General features: G+C 59.5%; 18 protein-coding genes. 13 read left to right on the forward strand and 5 right to left on the reverse strand.

Annotated features, from left to right (window positions below; translation table 11 throughout):
* Positions 1 to 112: 112 nt before the first annotated feature.
* Complete coding sequence (locus ACY8FN_RS17270; RefSeq protein WP_463100703.1) at positions 113 to 1,174, forward strand: 3-deoxy-7-phosphoheptulonate synthase; 1,062 nt, start codon at positions 113 to 115, stop codon at positions 1,172 to 1,174.
* A gap of 116 nt (positions 1,175 to 1,290) precedes the next feature.
* On the opposite strand, the gene ACY8FN_RS17275 is transcribed toward ACY8FN_RS17270, so the two are convergent.
* The 3 genes from ACY8FN_RS17275 to ACY8FN_RS17285 all read right to left on the reverse strand — a co-directional run bounded on the left by ACY8FN_RS17275 (position 1,291) and on the right by ACY8FN_RS17285 (position 3,980).
* Positions 1,291 to 2,085 (reverse strand): ATP-binding cassette domain-containing protein, encoded by a 795-nt coding sequence (locus ACY8FN_RS17275; protein ID WP_463101193.1) that lies wholly within the window; start codon positions 2,083 to 2,085, stop codon positions 1,291 to 1,293.
* A gap of 53 nt (positions 2,086 to 2,138) precedes the next feature.
* Positions 2,139 to 3,146, reverse strand: coding sequence for a vitamin B12 ABC transporter permease BtuC (gene btuC / locus ACY8FN_RS17280; protein WP_463100704.1), 1,008 nt, complete (start codon positions 3,144 to 3,146; stop codon positions 2,139 to 2,141).
* 102 nt (positions 3,147 to 3,248) lie between these two features.
* Positions 3,249 to 3,980, reverse strand: a complete 732-nt coding sequence (locus ACY8FN_RS17285; RefSeq protein WP_463100705.1) for a substrate-binding periplasmic protein — start codon at positions 3,978 to 3,980, stop codon at positions 3,249 to 3,251.
* A 113-nt stretch (positions 3,981 to 4,093) separates the two neighbouring features.
* On the opposite strand from ACY8FN_RS17285, the gene ACY8FN_RS17290 reads away from it, so the two are divergent.
* Together ACY8FN_RS17290 and tapW are read left to right on the forward strand one after the other, a co-directional pair.
* Positions 4,094 to 4,450, forward strand: coding sequence for a DMT family protein (locus ACY8FN_RS17290; RefSeq protein ID WP_033137992.1), 357 nt, complete (start codon positions 4,094 to 4,096; stop codon positions 4,448 to 4,450).
* 58 nt (positions 4,451 to 4,508) lie between these two features.
* Positions 4,509 to 5,648 carry a type IVa pilus ATPase TapW gene (gene tapW, locus ACY8FN_RS17295; RefSeq protein ID WP_463100706.1) on the forward strand — a complete coding sequence of 380 codons (1,140 nt, stop codon included), beginning with the start codon at positions 4,509 to 4,511 and terminating at the stop codon, positions 5,646 to 5,648.
* 124 nt (positions 5,649 to 5,772) lie between these two features.
* Here the strand turns inward: tapW and ACY8FN_RS17300 are convergent, their stop codons facing one another.
* The gene (locus tag ACY8FN_RS17300) at positions 5,773 to 6,222 is read right to left on the reverse strand and encodes a methyltransferase family protein (protein WP_101325196.1); all 450 of its coding nucleotides are present in this window, start codon (positions 6,220 to 6,222) and stop codon (positions 5,773 to 5,775) included.
* A gap of 173 nt (positions 6,223 to 6,395) precedes the next feature.
* Between ACY8FN_RS17300 and alr the strand changes: the two genes are divergently transcribed.
* The 7 genes from alr to ACY8FN_RS17335 all read left to right on the forward strand — a co-directional run bounded on the left by alr (position 6,396) and on the right by ACY8FN_RS17335 (position 13,329).
* On the forward strand, positions 6,396 to 7,622 hold the full coding sequence (gene alr / locus ACY8FN_RS17305; protein ID WP_303843155.1) for an alanine racemase: 1,227 nt from the start codon (positions 6,396 to 6,398) through the stop codon (positions 7,620 to 7,622).
* Positions 7,623 to 7,754: 132 nt separating this feature from the next.
* Entirely contained in the window at positions 7,755 to 8,027 is a 273-nt protein-coding gene (locus tag ACY8FN_RS17310) for a transposase DNA-binding-containing protein (RefSeq protein WP_463101194.1), read from the forward strand.
* Positions 8,028 to 8,187: 160 nt separating this feature from the next.
* Positions 8,188 to 8,403 (forward strand): YdcH family protein, encoded by a 216-nt coding sequence (locus ACY8FN_RS17315; protein WP_068977520.1) that lies wholly within the window; start codon positions 8,188 to 8,190, stop codon positions 8,401 to 8,403.
* A 162-nt stretch (positions 8,404 to 8,565) separates the two neighbouring features.
* Entirely contained in the window at positions 8,566 to 9,753 is a 1,188-nt protein-coding gene (locus tag ACY8FN_RS17320) for a sugar ABC transporter substrate-binding protein (RefSeq protein ID WP_463100707.1), read from the forward strand.
* Entirely contained in the window at positions 9,750 to 11,888 is a 2,139-nt protein-coding gene (locus ACY8FN_RS17325; RefSeq protein ID WP_463100708.1) for a GGDEF domain-containing protein, read from the forward strand. The genes ACY8FN_RS17320 and ACY8FN_RS17325 overlap by 4 nt, the downstream gene beginning before the upstream one ends.
* Before the next feature lie 138 nt (positions 11,889 to 12,026).
* Positions 12,027 to 12,686, forward strand: coding sequence for a YceH family protein (locus tag ACY8FN_RS17330; protein ID WP_463100709.1), 660 nt, complete (start codon positions 12,027 to 12,029; stop codon positions 12,684 to 12,686).
* A gap of 85 nt (positions 12,687 to 12,771) precedes the next feature.
* Positions 12,772 to 13,329 (forward strand): HutD family protein, encoded by a 558-nt coding sequence (locus ACY8FN_RS17335; RefSeq protein WP_463100710.1) that lies wholly within the window; start codon positions 12,772 to 12,774, stop codon positions 13,327 to 13,329.
* Positions 13,330 to 13,449: 120 nt separating this feature from the next.
* On the opposite strand, the gene azu is transcribed toward ACY8FN_RS17335, so the two are convergent.
* Positions 13,450 to 13,890 carry an azurin gene (azu, locus tag ACY8FN_RS17340; protein ID WP_042018827.1) on the reverse strand — a complete coding sequence of 147 codons (441 nt, stop codon included), beginning with the start codon at positions 13,888 to 13,890 and terminating at the stop codon, positions 13,450 to 13,452.
* Between the two features lie 335 nt (positions 13,891 to 14,225).
* On the opposite strand from azu, the gene ACY8FN_RS17345 reads away from it, so the two are divergent.
* From ACY8FN_RS17345 to ACY8FN_RS17355, 3 genes are all read left to right on the forward strand, one after another.
* Complete coding sequence (locus ACY8FN_RS17345; protein WP_463100711.1) at positions 14,226 to 15,266, forward strand: FAD:protein FMN transferase; 1,041 nt, start codon at positions 14,226 to 14,228, stop codon at positions 15,264 to 15,266.
* 173 nt (positions 15,267 to 15,439) lie between these two features.
* Complete coding sequence (locus tag ACY8FN_RS17350; protein WP_463100712.1) at positions 15,440 to 17,086, forward strand: response regulator; 1,647 nt, start codon at positions 15,440 to 15,442, stop codon at positions 17,084 to 17,086.
* Between the two features lie 66 nt (positions 17,087 to 17,152).
* Positions 17,153 to 18,115, forward strand: coding sequence for an ion channel (locus ACY8FN_RS17355; RefSeq protein ID WP_463100713.1), 963 nt, complete (start codon positions 17,153 to 17,155; stop codon positions 18,113 to 18,115).
* Positions 18,116 to 18,188: the final 73 nt, after the last annotated feature.

Raw genomic sequence — 18,188 nt, forward strand, 5'->3', positions numbered from 1 at the left:
TCACATCCTATCAGAGCCCCCCAAGGTTTCAATCGGTGGACTTTTGCTTTATTTTATCTCTTTGCTTTTTCGCCCCTTGCGGCTGACACCACCCACTCGAGACTTGAGTTGTATGTCCATTCACACAGATGAATTGCGCACCCGTCGCCTGGAGTCACTGATCACTCCGAGCGAGCTCGCACACGCGTTTCCAATCACCGATGCCATTGCCCAGAATCTGCTGGATGCCCGTCGCGAAGTGGAAGCCATTCTGGCCGGAGACGATCAGCGCCTGCTGGTCATCGTCGGCCCCTGCTCCATCCATGATCCCGTCGCCGCCCACGAATATGCCCGTCGCCTCAATGCCCTGCGCGAGCAGTATAAAGAGAGCCTCTGCATCGTGATGCGCACCTACTTCGAGAAGCCGCGCACCATCGTCGGCTGGAAAGGGCTGATCAACGATCCGCGCCTCGATGGCAGCTTCGACGTCAACGAAGGGCTGAAACTGGCGCGCAAACTGCTGGTCGACATCAACGAGATCGGCATGCCCACCGCCACCGAGTTCCTCGATATGGTGACCGGCCAGTACATTAGCGATCTCATCACCTGGGGCGCCATCGGCGCGCGTACTACCGAATCCCAGGTACACCGCGAGATGGCTTCGGCTCTCTCCTGCCCGGTCGGCTTCAAGAACGGCACCGACGGCAACACCCGCATCGCTATCGATGCGGTGCGCGCCGCCCGTCACAGCCACATCTTCTATTCACCGGACAAGGACGGCAAGATGACCATCTACCGCACCGCCGGTAACCCCTTTGGTCATGTGATCTTGCGTGGCGGCCACCGGCCCAACTACGACACCGCCAGTGTCGATGAAGCGTGTGAAGCGCTGGCCGACGTGGGCCTGCCGGAGCGTCTGGTGGTCGATTTCAGCCACGGCAACAGCATGAAGGATCACCGTCGTCAGCTGCTGGTGGCGCAAGACATCTGCGATCAGCTGCGCCGCGGCCGTACCGGCATCGCCGGTATCATGGCCGAGAGCTTCCTGGTGGAAGGGCGTCAGGATGTGGAGAACGGCTGCGCGGCCACCTTTGGCCAGAGCATCACCGATGCCTGCCTGTCGTGGAGCGACACCGAAACCCTGCTGGCCATGCTGGCCGAAGCTGCACAGGTACGTTTGCGCAAGCAGGCTTGAACTGCGAATAAAACCAAAGGGGCCGGTATTGTTGATACCGGCCCCTTCTTCTTGCTGTCGGCCGATTACGCTTCGCTAATCGACCCTACACGCGCACTCTTTCCTCTACACCCCACTTACAAACTGGGCATAAACCAGACCCGACCTGCCGCTTCGATACGGTCGGTGCGGATCTGGAATACCTGCTCCAGCAGCGCCTCATCCACCAACTCGACGCCCCCTTCACGCACCACCGCCCCCTGTTGCAGGCAGAGGATGCGATCGGCCCAGTCGATGGCCAGATTGATATCGTGGATGGCGAGCACTACCAGCAATCCCTGCCCAGCCAGCTTTTTCAGCAAGCGCAATAGCGCTAGCTGGTGATGAAGGTCGAGCCCCGCCAGCGGCTCGTCCAGCAGCAGCACCTTGCCGCTCGGGTTGAGGCTCGGCCACACCTGCAGCAGGGTGCGGGCAATCAGCACCCGCTGCTGCTCGCCCCCCGACAACCGACTGAAGTCGCGGGCTAGCAAAGCCTCCAGCTCCAGTGCCTCGCACAGCGCCCTGATCGCCTCGTTCTGTCTGGCGGGCGCAACCGCCTCATTGAGCCCCAGGCTCAACACCTGAAATACCGGAATATGAAACAGCTGGGGCTGGCGCTGGGGCAGCATGGCGCGCCGTTTGGCAAGCTCGGGCCAACTCAGTTCAGTGAGCACTTCCCCCCCCAACAGCACGTTTCCCTCGGCGGGCAAGATCCCCGCCAGCGCACCGAGCAGGGTCGACTTGCCACTGCCATTGGGGCCGAGCAGCGCCACCAGCTGGCCGCCATGCCAGCGGATATCGAGGGGGAAGAGCCGCCCGGCAATGGCGAGCGCACGCGCCTCCAACAACGGGGCCGCAGCACGAGCAACAGGCATGGGATCAGCGGGCGACATCGGCATCTTGCCTCAACAACGGGTAAATAAGGAGACTGCGCGCCCCGACCAAATCATGCAGAACCATCAGTATCTTGCCTCAATAGCAGATAGATAAAGAGCGGCGCACCCACCGAGGCGGTAATGACCCCGATGGGCAACTCGCCAGCACTGATCACCGAGCGAGCAACCAGATCGGCCGCCAGCAGCAGGGCACCGCCGCCGAGCGCCGAGGCGGGCAGCAAGAAGCGCTGATCGCTGCCGCCGCACAGCCGCAGCAGGTGGGGCACCACCAGCCCGACAAAACCGATCACGCCGCACAGGGACACAGCGACACCGGTCAGCAGGCAGACCGCCAGCACCAGCCGCACCCGCATCTTGTCCACATCCATTCCCATCAGACGGGCCTGGGTCTCCCCCAGCAGCAACTGTTGCAGCGCCTTGCCCTGCCAGCAGAGCCAACCCAGGGTGAGCGGCAACACCAGCCACCACCAGGCAAACTGCTGGCTGCCATAAGAGAGGCTGCCCATCATCCAGAACATGAATTCACGCAAAGAACCGTCGTCGGCAAAGTACATCAGCCAGGTCATGGCGGCATTGGTGAGAATGCCGATGGCGACCCCGAACAGCAGCAGGCGGGCATGGCCGAGCCGGGCCCGGCGCGCCAGCCGTATGAGCAGCATGGTCACCAGCAACGCGCCGCCAAAGGCCGCCAGCGACAGCCCCCAGCCGGGCAGATAGAGACCGAGGGATTTGGCCACCGCCATCGCCACCATGGCGGCCAGCCCTGCCCCACTGGAGACGCCAAGCAGCCCGGGCTCCGCCACCGGATTGTGCAGCATCACTTGCAGCACGGCGCCGCCACAGGCCAGCGCTGCGCCTGCCAGCAAGGCCAACAGGGCGCGCGGCAGGCGCAGCTCCAGCAGGATGCGCTGTTCGAGATCGCCAAGGGGCTGCCAGGGCAGCAGCACAAACTCGCCCCAGATGAGGGAGAAGAGAAACAGCAGCAAGGTCAACAGCGTCAGGCCACACAGCCAGCGCCGCTGCCAGCGCTGCTGGCGGGCGATAAGGGAGAGGTACAAGGATGATCCCCGACAATAACTAGGCTCCATCCCCAACCCGATCGCGGGGCAAAGAGGGGGAAGCAGGAAAAGGGCATGATAACAGTGGCTTGCCACCCAAGGTCAAGGCTGGTAACGCTTGGCCATCCCGCTTATCTCGCCGCTGGCCACCAGATTTTGCAGCGCCACCAGCAAGGGCTGGCGCAACGACTGGTGAGGTGAGTGCTTGCTCATCCCCAGATAGAGGGTCACCGGCGTGGCGGGGCGATAGTCCGCCTTGCCTATCCGGTTGGCATTTCCCTGACTCAGGGCATAGTCCACCTGACAGTCGGTGCCGATCATCAGCGGCAGGTGACCGCGCTGCACCATACGCAGCAGCTGATCTTCGGTGGGTACCCCGTGCTTGTCGAGACGACTGTCAGAGTTGAAGGGCTCAAAGTAGGCGGAGTTGAGCACATAGCCCACTTTTATCCCCTGCAGATCGCGGTATTGGTGGATCCGTGCCACATTGACCGGCTGACCATAAAACGCGGGCCAGCACTGGTAGTAGGCAGGTTGCAGATAGTCGATGAACTGCGCACGCTCGGCGGTATAAGCAAGCCCAATCATCAAATCGACCTGACCGGTCTGCATCTGCTTGAGCGCCCTGCCCCACGGCATCCGCCGCACCTGCAACTCAATGCCGCTCGCCTGTTGCAACCGGCGCAAGATATCCATATCGAGCCCCTGCAACTGGCCATCCGGCTGCAGGATGCGAAATGGCGGCCAGAGATCGGTGGCCACCGTCAGCGTCGGGGCCGCACGCACCGGCATGGCAAATAACAGTAACAACACTATCCCGCTTAACTTGCCCATCCCGTCGCATACCTCGCACGGCCTGATCCTGTTGGTTAAAAATACCCTCCCGCACCACGTATGAAAACCCGTGGTTCAGGGATAAAATGCGCCGGATTTTCAAGGAGAACCCTATGAACCCGATTTTCGCCAGCATCGGTCTGCTGCTGTGCAGCAACGTCTTTATGACGTTCGCCTGGTACGCTCACCTCAAGAGCATGAACCATAAACCCTGGATCATTGCCGCCCTGGTGAGCTGGGGTATCGCCCTGTTCGAATATCTGTTACAAGTGCCCGCTAACCGTATCGGCCACACCGTGCTGAGTGTAGGCCAGCTGAAAATCCTGCAAGAGGTGATCACCCTCACCGTATTCGTTCCCTTCTCTATCTTCTATCTCAAAGAAGATCTGAAATGGGATTACCTCTGGGCAGGGCTCTGCATTCTCGGTGCGGTCTTTTTTGTCTTTCGCGAGAAACTGACCGGCGCCTGAGGCTGTACACTCAATATCATCCCGCTTATGGCATCTCCTTGATCGACGAGGCAAAACAATGGAATTGCGAGACATGCTACAGATCCTGGCCCAGCAAGATGGCTCGGACCTTTATCTCTCAACCGGAGCCCCTCCCTGCGCCAAATTCCACGGCGGCATGCGGCCTCTGAACGACACGCCACTGGCGCCAGGCGACGTGGCCAGGATCGCCGCCGAGATCATGGATGGCGAGCAGAAACAGCAGTTCGAGAAGGAGCTGGAGATGAACCTTGCTATCTCCCTGCCCCAGATCGGCCGTTTCCGGATCAACATCTTCAAGCAGCGTAACGAAGTCTCCCTGGTGGCCCGTAATATCAAGACCGAGATCCCGCGCTTTGAAGACCTGAAACTGCCACCCGTGCTGCTCGATACCATCATGGAGAAGCGCGGGCTGGTACTGTTTGTCGGCGGCACCGGCTCGGGCAAATCCACCTCGCTGGCTGCCCTTATCGACCACCGTAACCGCAACAGCGGCGGCCACATCATCACCATCGAAGATCCGGTGGAGTTCGTCCATCGCCATCGCAAGAGCATCATCAACCAGCGGGAAGTTGGCGTGGATACCCGCAGCTTCCACGCCGCGCTGAAAAACACCCTGCGTCAGGCACCGGATGTGATCCTTATCGGTGAAATCCGTGACCGCGAGACCATGGAACATGCGCTGGCTTTCTCCGAAACCGGTCACCTTGCCATCTCGACCCTGCACGCCAACAACGCCAACCAGGCGCTGGATCGCATCATCAACTTCTTCCCCGAGGAGCGTCGGCCGCAACTGCTCAACGATCTGGGCAACAACCTCAAGGCTTTTGTCTCCCAGCGACTGGTGAAAACCACCGATGGCGGCCGCCGGGCGGCAGTGGAGATCATGCTCGGCACCCACACCATCCGCGACATGATCAAGCGCGGTGAATTTGGTGGTCTCAAAGAGGTGATGGAAAAATCCAAAGCCCTCGGCATGGTCACCTTCGACAGCGCCCTGTTCGATCTGGTAGTGGAAGGGGTGATTGAGGAGGAAGAAGCAGTGAAGAACGCCGACTCGGCCAACAACCTGCGCCTCAAGATCAAGCTGTGGAAAGAGAAGGGGCAGATTGCCAGCAGCAGCGATGCCACCGGCTGGAGCCTGGAACCCACCAAAGACGAGAAAAACGATCACTTCTAGTGCTCACCTGCCCCCCGGGCCTTAATCGGCTCGGGGGCTACCACTTTTCTCGAGACACACTCTTACCGCTCAACGCCCTATCAACTACAGCTCAATTACCAACCAACTACCGTTCAGCTCCCCCTCAACACCAGCGGCGAACGCGCAGGCAGTAGCGAGCATACTCGTCGCCAAAGCGGGCGCGCAGCAACCGCTCCTCCGGCATGATCTGAAAACGGGTCAGCCAGACCACCAGCATGATAGGCCCAAGCCAAACCCAGATGCCTCCCAGATAACAACCCCAGGCCAACAACCAGCAGAGCAGCCCCAGATACATGGGATTACGGCTGAGGCGATAGACACCGCAGGTCACCAGATGGCTGGTGTGCTGGGGCTTGGTGGGGCTGACCGTGGTCTGGTGGTGGCGAAACCGTTGCAGGGCACCAAACCCCATGATGGCTCCAGCCACAAAGAGCGCGGCCATCAGTACCATGACCCATACTCCGGGTTGCCCCTCTCCCCTTAGCCACCACATAGTTCCTGCACAGAGCAGGAAGATCAGTGGTGGTGGCAAACGTAACTCAAGATTGACCATTTTCTTCCCCTGACGAGTGTCGGCTGATGCCTTGTTGCGGTAGACTCGCAATCGGTCTGCGCCTGTTTAAAGTGATAAAGATCATAATAATAACAACAGGTTGTCGTGAAACCACAGCCAATATTGACGCTCTCATCCACACTATCCAACGCGAACAACAAAAAGGAATCACCATGCATAAGAAAACGCTATTGGCTACCCTGATCTTCGGCCTGCTCGCGGGCCAAGCCGTTGCGGCTCCCTACCTGCCCCTTGCGACGGATCATCGCAACGGTCAGGAGCAGACCGCCAGCAACGCCTGGCTGGAAGTGGATCTGGGTGCCTTTGAACACAATATCCAGACCCTCAAGGATCGCCTCGGTGACAAGGGCCCGCAGATCTGCGCCATCATGAAGGCCGACGCCTATGGTCATGGCATCGACCTGCTGGTCCCCTCCGTGGTCAAGGCCAATATCCCCTGCATCGGCATCGCCAGCAACGAAGAGGCGCGCGTCGCCCGCGAGAAGGGCTTTACCGGCCGGCTGATGCGGGTGCGTGCCGCCACCCCGGCCGAAGTGGAGCAGGCCCTGCCCTACAAAATGGAAGAGTTGATCGGCAGTCTGGTGAGTGCCCAGGGCATCGCCGATATCGCCCAGCGCCACCACACCACCATTCCGGTGCATGTCGCCCTCAACTCCGCCGGCATGAGCCGCAACGGCATTGATCTACGACTGGCCGATGCCAAGCAGGATGCGCTGGCCATGCTCAAGCTCAAGGGGATCACTCCGGTCGGCATCATGACCCACTTCCCGGTAGAGGAGAAAGAGGACGTCAAGATGGGGCTGGCCCAGTTCAAACTGGACTCCCAGTGGCTGCTAGAGGCAGGCAAGCTGGATCGCAGCAAGATCACCATCCACGCCGCCAACTCGTTCGCCACCCTGGCAGTGCCGGACGCCTACTTCGATATGGTGCGCCCCGGCGGCCTGCTCTACGGTGACTCCATCCCCTCCTACACCGAGTACAAGCGGGTGATGGCGTTTAAGACCCAGGTCGCCTCGGTCAACCACTATGCGGCAGGCAACACCGTCGGTTATGACCGCACCTTTACCCTCAAGCGTGACTCCTGGCTCGCCAACCTGCCGCTGGGCTACTCCGATGGCTACCGCCGGGCGCTCAGCAACAAAGCTTATGTGCTGATCCAGGGCCAGAAAGTACCTGTGGTCGGCAAAACCTCCATGAACACCATCATGGTGGACGTGACGGACCTCAAAGGGGTGAAACCCGGTGACGAGGTGGTGCTGTTTGGCCGTCAGGGTGAGGCCGAAGTGAAACAAGCTGATCTGGAGGAGTACAACGGCGCCCTGCTGGCGGACATGTACACCATCTGGGGCTACACCAACCCCAAGAAGATCAAACGCTAATAACGCGACATGGACAAGGGCTCCCGCGGGCCTGTCTCTCTATACAAAAATCCCCGAGCATCGCTTGGGGATTTTTTTGAACTTATCTCCCATTGCGTGATCTGAACCTGTCTGCACCCCAGCAAGGCTCTAATATGCCCCTCACTCAACCCTGCACAATGGGCTCAGGCCCAGTTTGGCCACGCCAACCTCAACAACCTCGGACGCACCAGAAGGCTGGTCTCGCTCGCCACCGCCCTTGCTCACCAACCAGAGCCGCAGTCGCATCCTGCTGACGCAATCTCTTGGGCATCCAGAGATGTGATCAAGAGACAGCCGACGGGCCCCAGTGTTGACCCTGCCCCCTCACGCCGGCACATCCCCGGTTGTGACTTGCCGCACAGTTTTGCTCGCCTTTCAGATTGATAAATCAATTATCTTGTTTTGATTCAAAAGGTTAAAAAAATCCTCCCCAATACTTCAAATGATTACCCCTAAATCCGATCGTGATCACATTTATCCCGGTCACTAAGGGGTAGCTTGGTGTTACAGGCACAGACAAGCGTAACCAAGGAGGTTCCATTACATGTTCCCGGAGTACAGAGATCTCATCTCTAAACTGAAGAGCAGTGATGTCCATTTCCAGAAAAAGTTTGACTTGCATAACGACCTGGATGAGGAGATTAAGAAACTGGAAAAGCACCACGCCAGCGACTTTAGCTCTGAGGTGAAGGATCTGAAAAAACAGAAACTTAAACTGAAAGAGGAGATATACGACATCCTCAAACAACATCCACACTAGATGCCTCGACGATTACCCGGATAAGCAATTTATCCCCCAGCCCGGCTCAAGAGCCGGGCTTTTTGTTATTCCTGTCAATTAGTTGACCCGCAGCGCTATCGATAGCATCCGTTGTTTGTTACATTTTGGCCTTGGGATGCAATCAATAAGGGCGATGATAACATGCGTAAAAAACGGCCATTTTATCATCTGTTGCTGCTTTGCCTGCTCTCTTGCTGCCCCCCTCTGCGAGCTCAGGAGCTGGAGTTATGGCATTCCCAGCAGGCCGGTTATGTCATTGATCAGGTGATAGCCCGCTTCAATCAGGAGAGCGGCCACCGGGTCCGGGCACTCCAGTTCGAGCCCGACAAGATCAAGGTAGATATTCTGCTGGCGGCCCAGGCCAAAGGGTTGCCCGACCTGATGCTGGTCCCTTCCGATTTTATCGGCCTCTATCAGCAAATGCGGCTATCGCCCATCCCTGATGAGTGGTTCTCATCCGAACTGATGAACAATGCTCTGCACTATGTCACTCTCGATGCCCGGCGCTGGGGCATGCCCATGATGCAGGGCAACCATCTGATGCTGTTTTACAACAAGGCGCTGGTATCGGCCCCAGTGACCCGGTGGCAGCAACTGGCCGCCATCACACCGGCCCTCAAGGCCAAGGGGGTCTACCCCGTCAGTTGGCCATATAACGACATGTACTATTTCGCCGCATTTTTGCACACCTTTGGTGGTACACCAGTCAGCAAGGGGCGCATCACCCTCGATACCCCGGCCATGGTGCAAGCGCTGGAGGCCTACCGCACCGTTGCCAGCGAGCAATGGATCGACCCCGACTGCGACTATGACACCGCCCTCACCCGCTTTAATGAAGGTAAGAGCGCCTACCTCATCAACGGGGACTGGGCCTTCAATGATCTGGTGAAAAACATGGGGGATCAGCTGGGAGTTGCCCTGCTGCCCAGCTGGCAAACACACCCCATGTACTCCATGAGTGGTGCTTATGTGATAACGGCCTCCCGCAGCGCGATGGAGGAGAAGGATCGACGGGATGCCATCCAGGCACTGCTGGCCTTTATCCAACGCCAGAATATCCAGCAGTTCATCTATCAACAGGGGGCACTGCTGCCGGTCAATCAGCAGGCCTTTACCACCATTAGCCGCCACCCTACCCCGCTGACAAAAGTGCTGCTGGAACAGTTCACTGCCACCATTCCCATGCCCTCTGACAGCGCCATGTCTATTGCCTGGCAGGCGATGGAGAAGGGATTCGAGCGCTTCAAGGAGGGGCTCGGCGCCCCCGAAACTGCCCGCTATATGCAACAACTGGCAGATCAACAATACCGGCAGGTCACGTCACCATGAATCGCCGCACCTTTCGTCTGGGCCCAGCCCTCATCATCATCCTGTTTACCGTTGCGTTGCTACCCGCCTTGCTGGCCAGCACGGTACTGCTGATCCGCCAGCACCAGATCATTGCCCAGAGCGAACAGTCACAACTGGAACGGGCCCTCACCAGCATGACCCGCGAGGCACGCTTTCGCAGCGAGCTGACCGGCACCCAGATCAACCAGCTCAGCCAGGATCGGGTGCTCCATCAGGCCCTCGACAACTTCCTCTTCTCCAGCCATGCCCGGCTGGCTTTGGCCACCTTCATCAAGTCCAACAGCCTGCTGACCTCGGCCTATCTGATCAATGACCAGGGACAGGTGGTGGAGTACGTCCATGGTCAGGCATCTCACCTCGAAGCGAGCAACCTGATGCCGCAGCTGATGGCCTGGAGCAAGACCCGTGAGGCCAAACAGGGCAAGCATCTGCTGCTGCCCGTCGATGATCCCGTGCTGGTCGGCAACATGGAGCAGGACCACAGCGGTGGGCTGGCGCTGGTGGCCCCCATCTATCGCAACCACCAGCGCGCTGGCGTGATGCAGACCCCCTCTGGCTTCGTGATGGCTATCCTCCCCTGGCGACAGATGGCCTACCTGCTGGAGCCCTATCTCAAGGGAAGCGAGTATCTGGTGATTTCGCAGGGAGCGTCTCGTCTCTACCAAGGCATCCACCATGGTGACAAGGCGGTGAATGACGGGGTACCGAGCCAGATGGCGCAGCCCCTGGTCATCAGCTGGCCCCAGTTGGAGAAGGATCTCAGCCCCACCATCACCCTTTACAGCTATAACGCCGACAGGGTCAGCGAACTCAACAAATCCCAGCAACTGCTGACCGGCAGCATCGCCGTCATGTTGTTACTGGTGGTCATCAGCTGTGTCTGGCTCACTCGCTGGTTGACCCGACCACTGCGCTCGCTGGCTGCGTTGGTACGCAGTTATGGCCAGGGCAACTATCAGCAACGACAAGCACCGCTGCGCTTTGTCGAGTATGACGAGGTGCGCCAACTGCTGCAGGAGATGGCCTACACCATCTCCGCTCAAGTGCGAGCGCTCTATCAGCAGAACCAGCAGCTGCAGCTCGCCAATAGCGAGAAGGAGACCTTCAACCAGCGGCTGGTCGGATTCAACGACGAGCTGGAGCAAGAGGTCGCCGCGCAGACCACAGCGCTGCGCTTGGCCCTGAGCCGGGAAGCGCGCAGCCGCCATATCCTGCAATCCTGGCTGCAGTTTGGCCTGCATCAGCAGCTGGATTTGGATATCGCCGAGCTGGCCAGCTCAGCCCTGCTGCAGATCTCCGAGCTCTATCCCGGACACAGCTGGGGACTGGTGATCCGCCAGGACGGGCAAGAGAATTACTCCCTGACCCAGGGGGTTGATATCGCCATGCGCGGAATTTTTCAGGAAAAACTGGCCCAGCTGATGGATGAGGATGCCAAACATTCCGAATGTTTGTGGCAGCAGGAGCGTTGGAAGATCATGACCCTGCCAGGCAGTCAGAGCGGTGTCAGATTTGGCTATCTGATGGTCAGTGCACAGGGACTTGAAACCGAAGACCGAGCTATCCTGCGGCTTTTTGTCAAACAGCTGGCGGTGGGCATCGAGGGACGCCTGTTCACCGATGAGCTGGCGCGGGTCGCCCGCACCGACAACCTCACCGGTCTGCCCAACCGGCAAGCATTCGAAGAGACATTTCAGCACTATCAGGCGGTGCTGGCACGCCATCCCGAGCGCCATCTCGCCCTCTTTATGCTCGATCTCAACGGCCTCAAGCGTACCAATGATCAATATGGTCACGCAGCCGGCGATGCCCTGTTGAATCATATGGCTCAACAGCTGCGAACCCTCTGCCGTCAGGATGAGCAGATCTTCCGCATCGGCGGCGATGAGTTCGTGCTGCTGGCGGAGGCGGATCATCTCGCCTGTCAACAGTTGGCTGCCAGACTGGAGGCGAGCCAGCAGAACACCACTGTGCAGCATGGGGAGCACAGCTTTCCGCTGCGCTTTGCCATCGGCTGGAGCAGCTGCGACCAGACCCCGTTGAGCGAACTCAGCAGGGTGGCAGACGAAGCCATGTATGCCGATAAAGCACGCTTCTACCACGGCCAACCGTGACGTGTACGGCCACTGTGGTTGGCGAGCCTTTCGCCAACCCCCTGATTACCTCGCAAAAATGGCGTGCAACGCTAGACGTGGCGCGGGCCATGGCTAAGATAGGGGCTCTTGAAATCGCGATGTGATAGGGAGTAGGAAATGGAGTTAGTACTTGGCCCGCTGGAGGCCCGTGTCATCGGCTGCCTGATTGAAAAAGAGATCTGCACCCCGGATCAATATCCCCTCTCCCTCAATGCGCTGGTGAACGCCTGCAACCAGAAGAGTAACCGCGAGCCGGTGCTGGAGCTTTCCGAACTCGATATCCGCGCCGTCATAGACGAGCTGATCCGCAAGCGGCTGGTGGTCAACACCGCCGGTTTCAACGCCCGGGTGCCCCGCTACCAGCACAGATTCTGCAACACCGAATTTGGCGAGCTCAAATTCAGCGCCCGGGAGCTCGGCATCGTCTGTGAACTGCTGCTGCGCGGCCCGCAGACCCCGGGGGAGTTGCGCTCGCGCACCAACCGCCTCTGCAGCTTCGATGATGTCACCGAGGTGGATGCCACACTTGCCCAGCTCATCGAACAGGGCCCCTTCGTGGTCAAGCTACCGCGCGAGCCGGGTAAGCGGGAATCCCGCTACGCCCACCTGTTTAGCGGCGACGTGGATATTCAGGCGATGATGGATGCCGCCCCCGCGGCGGCCTATGCCTCCCCTGCCGCCGACCGCCTGAGCGAGCTGGAGCAGGAGGTGAGCGAGCTCAAGAGCCACCTCGCCGCCATGGAAGCACGGCTGGCTGCGCTGGATGGCCAGGGCTGATACCACTTTTATTCGTTGCTAAAGAGCAGGGAGCCGGGGCTGATGTTCCCGGCTCCCTGAGTTTTTTCATCATGAGGAAATACCCGTGATCACCCTGATTAAAGAGTCTGACCACCAGAAGATGCCCTGGAAAAACCAGCAAGGGTCCAGCAGCCAGATCCTCATCTCCCCCAAGGGGAGCAGCCTTGCCAAACTCGACTTTGACTACCGGCTGAGCTCGGCCCCCATCAAGAGCGCGGGTCCCTTCTCCCCTTTTCCCGGTTATCAGCGCATTTTGCTGCCGGTGAGCGGCGCAGGCTTTGTGCTTAACGGCCACCCTTACGCCACCTTCGAGGCGGCGCACTTTAGCGGCGATGAAGAGACCCACTGCGAGTTGCTGAAAAAAGAAGTAACCGATCTCGGCCTTATCTACCACCCGGATCGCATCAGCGCCAACGTACGGGTATTGAATCTTCCCTTCCCGCTGACCCTCACGCTGGAGGCGGACAAAACCTACCTCTGCCACCTGCTGAGCGGCCAGCTGACCGTGCAGGGCAAAGAGGTGGCCCTCAACGAGACGCTGGTGGTAACCGGGGAAGAGAGCATTCACTTCGAATGCCAGAAGAAGACCGCCATCGCCTTCTTTACCCTGCAGGCTAAATAGCGCGCAAGTCGGCGGTGTGCAGCCATGCCACGCTACGCCAAACACCAGCAACAGAGATGAAAAAGCCGGGCAATCCCGGCTTTTACTATTCAGGCAAGCGGCTCGATGCCGGTCACAACCTTAGTTGACTTTGAAGGAGCCCTTCATCATGGCGAAGTGGCCAGGGAAGGAGCAGAAGAAGGTGAGATCCTTGCCCGCCAGACCGTCGGTCTTGAAGGTGACGCTGCTGCTCTCGCCGCCGCCGATCAGCTTGGTATGGGCCAGCACACGAGGATCATCCTTGGGCAGATAGCCATTTTCGGCCCCCGCACTCATCCCCGCAGTCGCCACTGTCTGATAGTCGGCAGTGCTGGCCAGCACCCAGTTGTGGCCCATGGCGGCAGCAGGCAGCTTGCCGGTGTGATTCAGGGTGACGGTCACCTCTTTACAGGTAGCAGGAACGCTCATCTCTTTGAGGTTGTACTGCATGGCATCATTGCCTTCGATGACCAGTGCACACTCATCCGCCAGCACGGGGGCAGCCAGGGTACTCAGAAACAGCAGGGTAATCGCCTTTTTCATCATCTTCTCCTTTGATTGGCAATGGATGACAACGACTTGGCGGATGCGGTTCGCACGTCGCAAAGATGCCGTCTAAATCGACCTTCATTTTACTCAATTGTCTTCAATCGGCTATGGCTTTTGACCAAAGCTGCGGGCCAGGTCACCAGACTGTGCCGTACTCTTCGAGCAGTCTCCTCTGGATGGACGATACGATCCACTGCCGCCACAGGTTCAAAACTGTTTAATTTTTTCTGCCCTTTTCCCTCCGATTGCCCCCATCAGGGCTCGCCCGACGGGCGCCCCTTGGCTAAGCTAGCGCCCCGATATGAACCTTCTCCAGATGAGAGCGCCGGATGATTGCAATGACCCCCGTGGCGGCCCTGCGCGGCCTGCTGCTGACCCTGTTGCTGGCGCTGGCCGGCTGCCAGCCCACCCCGCCTGCCCAGACCCGCATTCAGGGCAAGACCATGGGCACCTACTATGTGGTGACCCTGAGCGATAGCTACCCCGGTGGGGAGCCCGTCCTCAAAAGCGACGTAGAGAGCCTGCTGGCCCGGATGAACCAGGAGATCTCCACCTACGATCCGGGCTCGCTCATCTCCCGTTTCAATCAGGGGCCCGCCAACACCCCGTTTGCCATCCCGCCCGCCATGGCCATCATAGTCCAGCAGGGCATTGATGCCGGTAAGCTGACCAATGGCAAGCTGGATGTGACCGTCGGGCCTCTGGTCAATCTGTGGGGCTTTGGCCCGGACAAACGCCCGGTCAAGCGGCCCGATGAGGCGGCCATCGCCGCCGCCCGCCACAAGGTGGGGATCGACAAGCTGACCCTGACCCCGCAGGGGGATCACTTCCTGCTCGAAAAAACGATCCCGGATCTCTATCTCGACCTCTCCACCCTCGGCGAAGGGGCCGCCTCCGACGAGATTGCCGCCCTGCTCGAGCACAAGGGAGTACACAACTACCTGATCGAAGTGGCCGGTGCGGTGCGCAGCAAGGGCAACAACAGCAAGGGCTCGCCGTGGAGAGTGGCCATCGTCGAGCCTTCCGATCAGCCGGGGGCGTTTTCCGATATCGTCATCCCCAACGGCATGGCGCTCAGCACCGCGGGCAGCTATCGCAACTACTACGAGATGGATGGCCAGCGCTACTCCCATATCATCGACCCCGCCACTGGCCAGCCGGTCACCCACAAGCTGGTCTCGGCGAGCGTGATCACCCCGACCGCGCTGGAGGCCGACGCCCTCGATACCGCCCTGATGGTGATGGGGCTCGATCAAGCGCTGAAATTTGCCAAGCAGCACCAGCTGGCGGTCTATCTCATCATCAAGACCGAGCAGGGGTTCAAGGCCGAGTACACCCCGCAATTTGCCCCCTATTTGGCGAAAAACTGACAGAGAAGCGGGCAGAAAAACGCCCGTGAACAGAGAGCCCTGTCAGCGGGGCCCTCTGTTTGGATGCGCCGGAACATGAGGTCGTACGCAATCGACAACTTGGCTAATTGCCTCTTCGGGCGCTTTGGTGGCACACTTTCTCCCATCAGCCCGCAGCGCCTCGACCCAGACAGATGCAGACACCTGAACAAGAGCCAGAAAAAAAGAGCCCAGCCAAACCCCAACGCATCCTGATGGTCAATGAGCAGCGCTCGTTTCAGGTGATGATGAAGGCGATGCTGATCAATCTGGGTATCAGCAACATCACCTACTCCAATACTGCCGAGGACGCGCGACGCCGCTGCCAGAAGGGCAGTTTCGACATCTATCTCATCGATTACGATCTGGGGATCGGCGAAAATGGCCGCCAACTGCTGGAAAGTCTGCGCGACAAGAGCCTGATCCCGCCCCAGAGCGTGGTGATCATGGTGAGCGGCGACAGCTCCCGCGCCATGGTGCTGAGCGCGCTGGAGGCCGAACCCGACGAATACCTGATGAAGCCCTTCTCCCAGGAGCAGTTCTCGTTTCGCCTCAAACGCGCCCTCGCCCGGCACAACGCCCTGGCCACGGTTTTTACTGCACTGGCCGAGAACAATCTGCCAGCCCTGATCACCGCCTGCGCCGAGCGGGCCGATGCGGTGCCCCGTTTTGCCAACTACTGCCGCTGCGTGCAGGCCGATACCCACCTCAAGCTGGATCAGGCGCAGGAGGCCCGCTCCCTGATGCGCCAGCTGCTGGCCGGACAAGAAAATAGCTGGGCACGGTTAACCCTTGGTAAGGCGTGCAACACCCTTGGGCTCCATGAAGAGGCGGTCAGCCACCTGCAGGCGACCATCAAAAATACGCCGCTGATGGTGGAGGCTCATCGCTGGTTGGCGGAATCCCTGCTCGCCCTTGGCAATGGCGATCTGGCCCAGCAAGAACTCAGACGGGCGGTGGATATCTCCCCCCAGTCGGTACAGCTCTCCCGCCGTCTGGCAGAGGTCTGCCTGCAGCGCCACGACTATGCCCAGGCCAAAGATGTACTGCTTTCGCTCATCGACCTGTCGCGCAACTCCATCCACCGCACCCCCCACTATCTGGGGGCCTATATCCAGACCCTGACCCTCTACGCCCTCAACAGCAACGACAGCTACCACATCGCCAACCTGCAAAAACAGGTCAACTCGGCCCTGTCGCGGATCCGCGATTCGCTGATGATGTCGGAGTTCAACTACCCGGTGTTCGAGCAGATCTGTCAGGCACGGGTACAGATTGCACTGGGAGAGCTGCTCAAGGGCAAGAAGATGCTCTATCGCGCCAACCAGAACTGGCTCGATGAGCCGGCCACCATGCCCCCCGCCCTGCTCGGCGAAACCATCCTCGCCCTCTACCAGCTGGGCGAATTTGAATATGCCGAGAGCCTGCAGAGCCTGCTGGCAGAGGATGAAGATCGGCTGCTCACCACCTGCATCCAGGCCACCCGGGATGACAAGACGGTGCTGGAGCGGCGCCAGCGCTATCAGCAGCTCAACGAGCTGGGGATCAAAGCCTATCAGGCCGGTGAGCTGGAACAGGCCCTCGGCCATTTCCGTGAGGCCCTGCGCCGCGCCCCCGCCAATACCGGCGCGGCCCTCAACAAGATCCAGGTGTTGCTGCAACTGATGCAGAAAAACCGCAAGAGCCCGGAGTTTGGCGCCGAGTGCAAAGACACCCTGGACGTACTCGACGGCATCCCCCTCAACCCGGCCCAGCAGGAGCGTTTTCGCAAGCTGCGTCAGGAGTTTACCCAGCTCAGCTAAGTCGCCACCACGCCCCCTTTTCCCCGCCTATGCTGAAACCAGTTCGGCAACACGAGGGAAACGAAGATGGCAATGTGCCGTTATCTGGTGGCCGATGGCCGCCATTGCAGTGAAGAGGCTGGCGAGCACGATCTCTGCCACTGGCATGATCCCCACCATACCCATCAGGAAGCCCACACCGCCGAGGCGCTTGAACAGTACGTTCGCGCAGGCGGACTCTGCCACGGCCTGCAGCTGTCACGGGCCAATCTGGCGGGTCTCAATCTGGTCAACAAGGAGTCCGATCAGGGATTTTTGCTGGAGCAGTGCAACCTCTATCGCGCCAACCTGCGCGGTGGTCACCTCTACGGCCTGCGTATGAAAGGGGGCAGCATGATGAAGGCCGATCTGAGCGATGCCAACCTGCAGTGCGCCACCCTCGATGACGTCAACCTGCTCGGCATCCGCTGGCACAACACTCGGCTCGACAACATGCAAACCGGCAAACGGGTGATGCAGGATCGCAAGGGGCGACGTGAGCGAGACCCCAAACAGGCGCGCATCTGGTTCAAGGAGGCGGAAGAGACCTACCGGGATCTGCGCAAAGCCTCCGAGGCGCAGGGGATCTTCACCATGTCCGGCAACTATATCCAGCAGGAGCTCACCATGCGCCGGCTACAACTGCCGTTCTGGTCGGCCCAGCGCTTCACCTCCTGGATCGTCGATCTGTTCTGCGGCTATGGCGAAGCACCGATGCGGGTAGTGCTGTTCTCCCTGCTGCTTATCTTCATCTGCAGCATTTTTTACTTCTTCTTTGGCCTGAACTTTCAGGGCGAGTACCTCATCTATCAACCCAATGCGCCCTTCGAGCAAAATGCCATTTTCCTGCTCGAATGCCTCTACTACAGCGTGGTGACCTTCACCACCCTGGGCTATGGCGACTTCACTCCGGTCGGCCTCTCAAGGATTTTCGCCGCCTTCGAAGCCTTCACCGGCAGCTTTACGCTGGCACTGTTTGTGGTGGTGTTTGTCAAGAAGATGACCCGCTAAGTCAGCGGGGGGCATTTTCGATACACATGCCGGTTGGGTCAGCGCTATTTCAGCGCTGGCCCTTGTGCCCCGG

It is taken from the genome of Aeromonas sp. 160P, from assembly GCF_055193095.1.

What these genes read in the sequence shown, in the direction of transcription:
- ACY8FN_RS17275 (WP_463101193.1), bottom strand. Translation starts at nt 2,085, where the DNA reads ATGTCGCCCGCTGATCCCATGCCTGTTGCTCGTGCTGCGGCCCCGTTG.
- ACY8FN_RS17330 (WP_463100709.1), top strand. Translation starts at nt 12,027, where the DNA reads ATGGAGTTAGTACTTGGCCCGCTGGAGGCCCGTGTCATCGGCTGCCTG.
- azu (WP_042018827.1), bottom strand. Translation starts at nt 13,890, where the DNA reads ATGAAAAAGGCGATTACCCTGCTGTTTCTGAGTACCCTGGCTGCCCCC.
- ACY8FN_RS17285 (WP_463100705.1), bottom strand. Translation starts at nt 3,980, where the DNA reads ATGGGCAAGTTAAGCGGGATAGTGTTGTTACTGTTATTTGCCATGCCG.
- ACY8FN_RS17270 (WP_463100703.1), top strand. Translation starts at nt 113, where the DNA reads ATGTCCATTCACACAGATGAATTGCGCACCCGTCGCCTGGAGTCACTG.
- alr (WP_303843155.1), top strand. Translation starts at nt 6,396, where the DNA reads ATGCATAAGAAAACGCTATTGGCTACCCTGATCTTCGGCCTGCTCGCG.
- tapW (WP_463100706.1), top strand. Translation starts at nt 4,509, where the DNA reads ATGGAATTGCGAGACATGCTACAGATCCTGGCCCAGCAAGATGGCTCG.
- ACY8FN_RS17345 (WP_463100711.1), top strand. Translation starts at nt 14,226, where the DNA reads ATGATTGCAATGACCCCCGTGGCGGCCCTGCGCGGCCTGCTGCTGACC.
- ACY8FN_RS17290 (WP_033137992.1), top strand. Translation starts at nt 4,094, where the DNA reads ATGAACCCGATTTTCGCCAGCATCGGTCTGCTGCTGTGCAGCAACGTC.
- ACY8FN_RS17355 (WP_463100713.1), top strand. Translation starts at nt 17,153, where the DNA reads ATGGCAATGTGCCGTTATCTGGTGGCCGATGGCCGCCATTGCAGTGAA.
- ACY8FN_RS17350 (WP_463100712.1), top strand. Translation starts at nt 15,440, where the DNA reads ATGCAGACACCTGAACAAGAGCCAGAAAAAAAGAGCCCAGCCAAACCC.
- ACY8FN_RS17300 (WP_101325196.1), bottom strand. Translation starts at nt 6,222, where the DNA reads ATGGTCAATCTTGAGTTACGTTTGCCACCACCACTGATCTTCCTGCTC.
- ACY8FN_RS17320 (WP_463100707.1), top strand. Translation starts at nt 8,566, where the DNA reads ATGCGTAAAAAACGGCCATTTTATCATCTGTTGCTGCTTTGCCTGCTC.
- ACY8FN_RS17325 (WP_463100708.1), top strand. Translation starts at nt 9,750, where the DNA reads ATGAATCGCCGCACCTTTCGTCTGGGCCCAGCCCTCATCATCATCCTG.
- ACY8FN_RS17315 (WP_068977520.1), top strand. Translation starts at nt 8,188, where the DNA reads ATGTTCCCGGAGTACAGAGATCTCATCTCTAAACTGAAGAGCAGTGAT.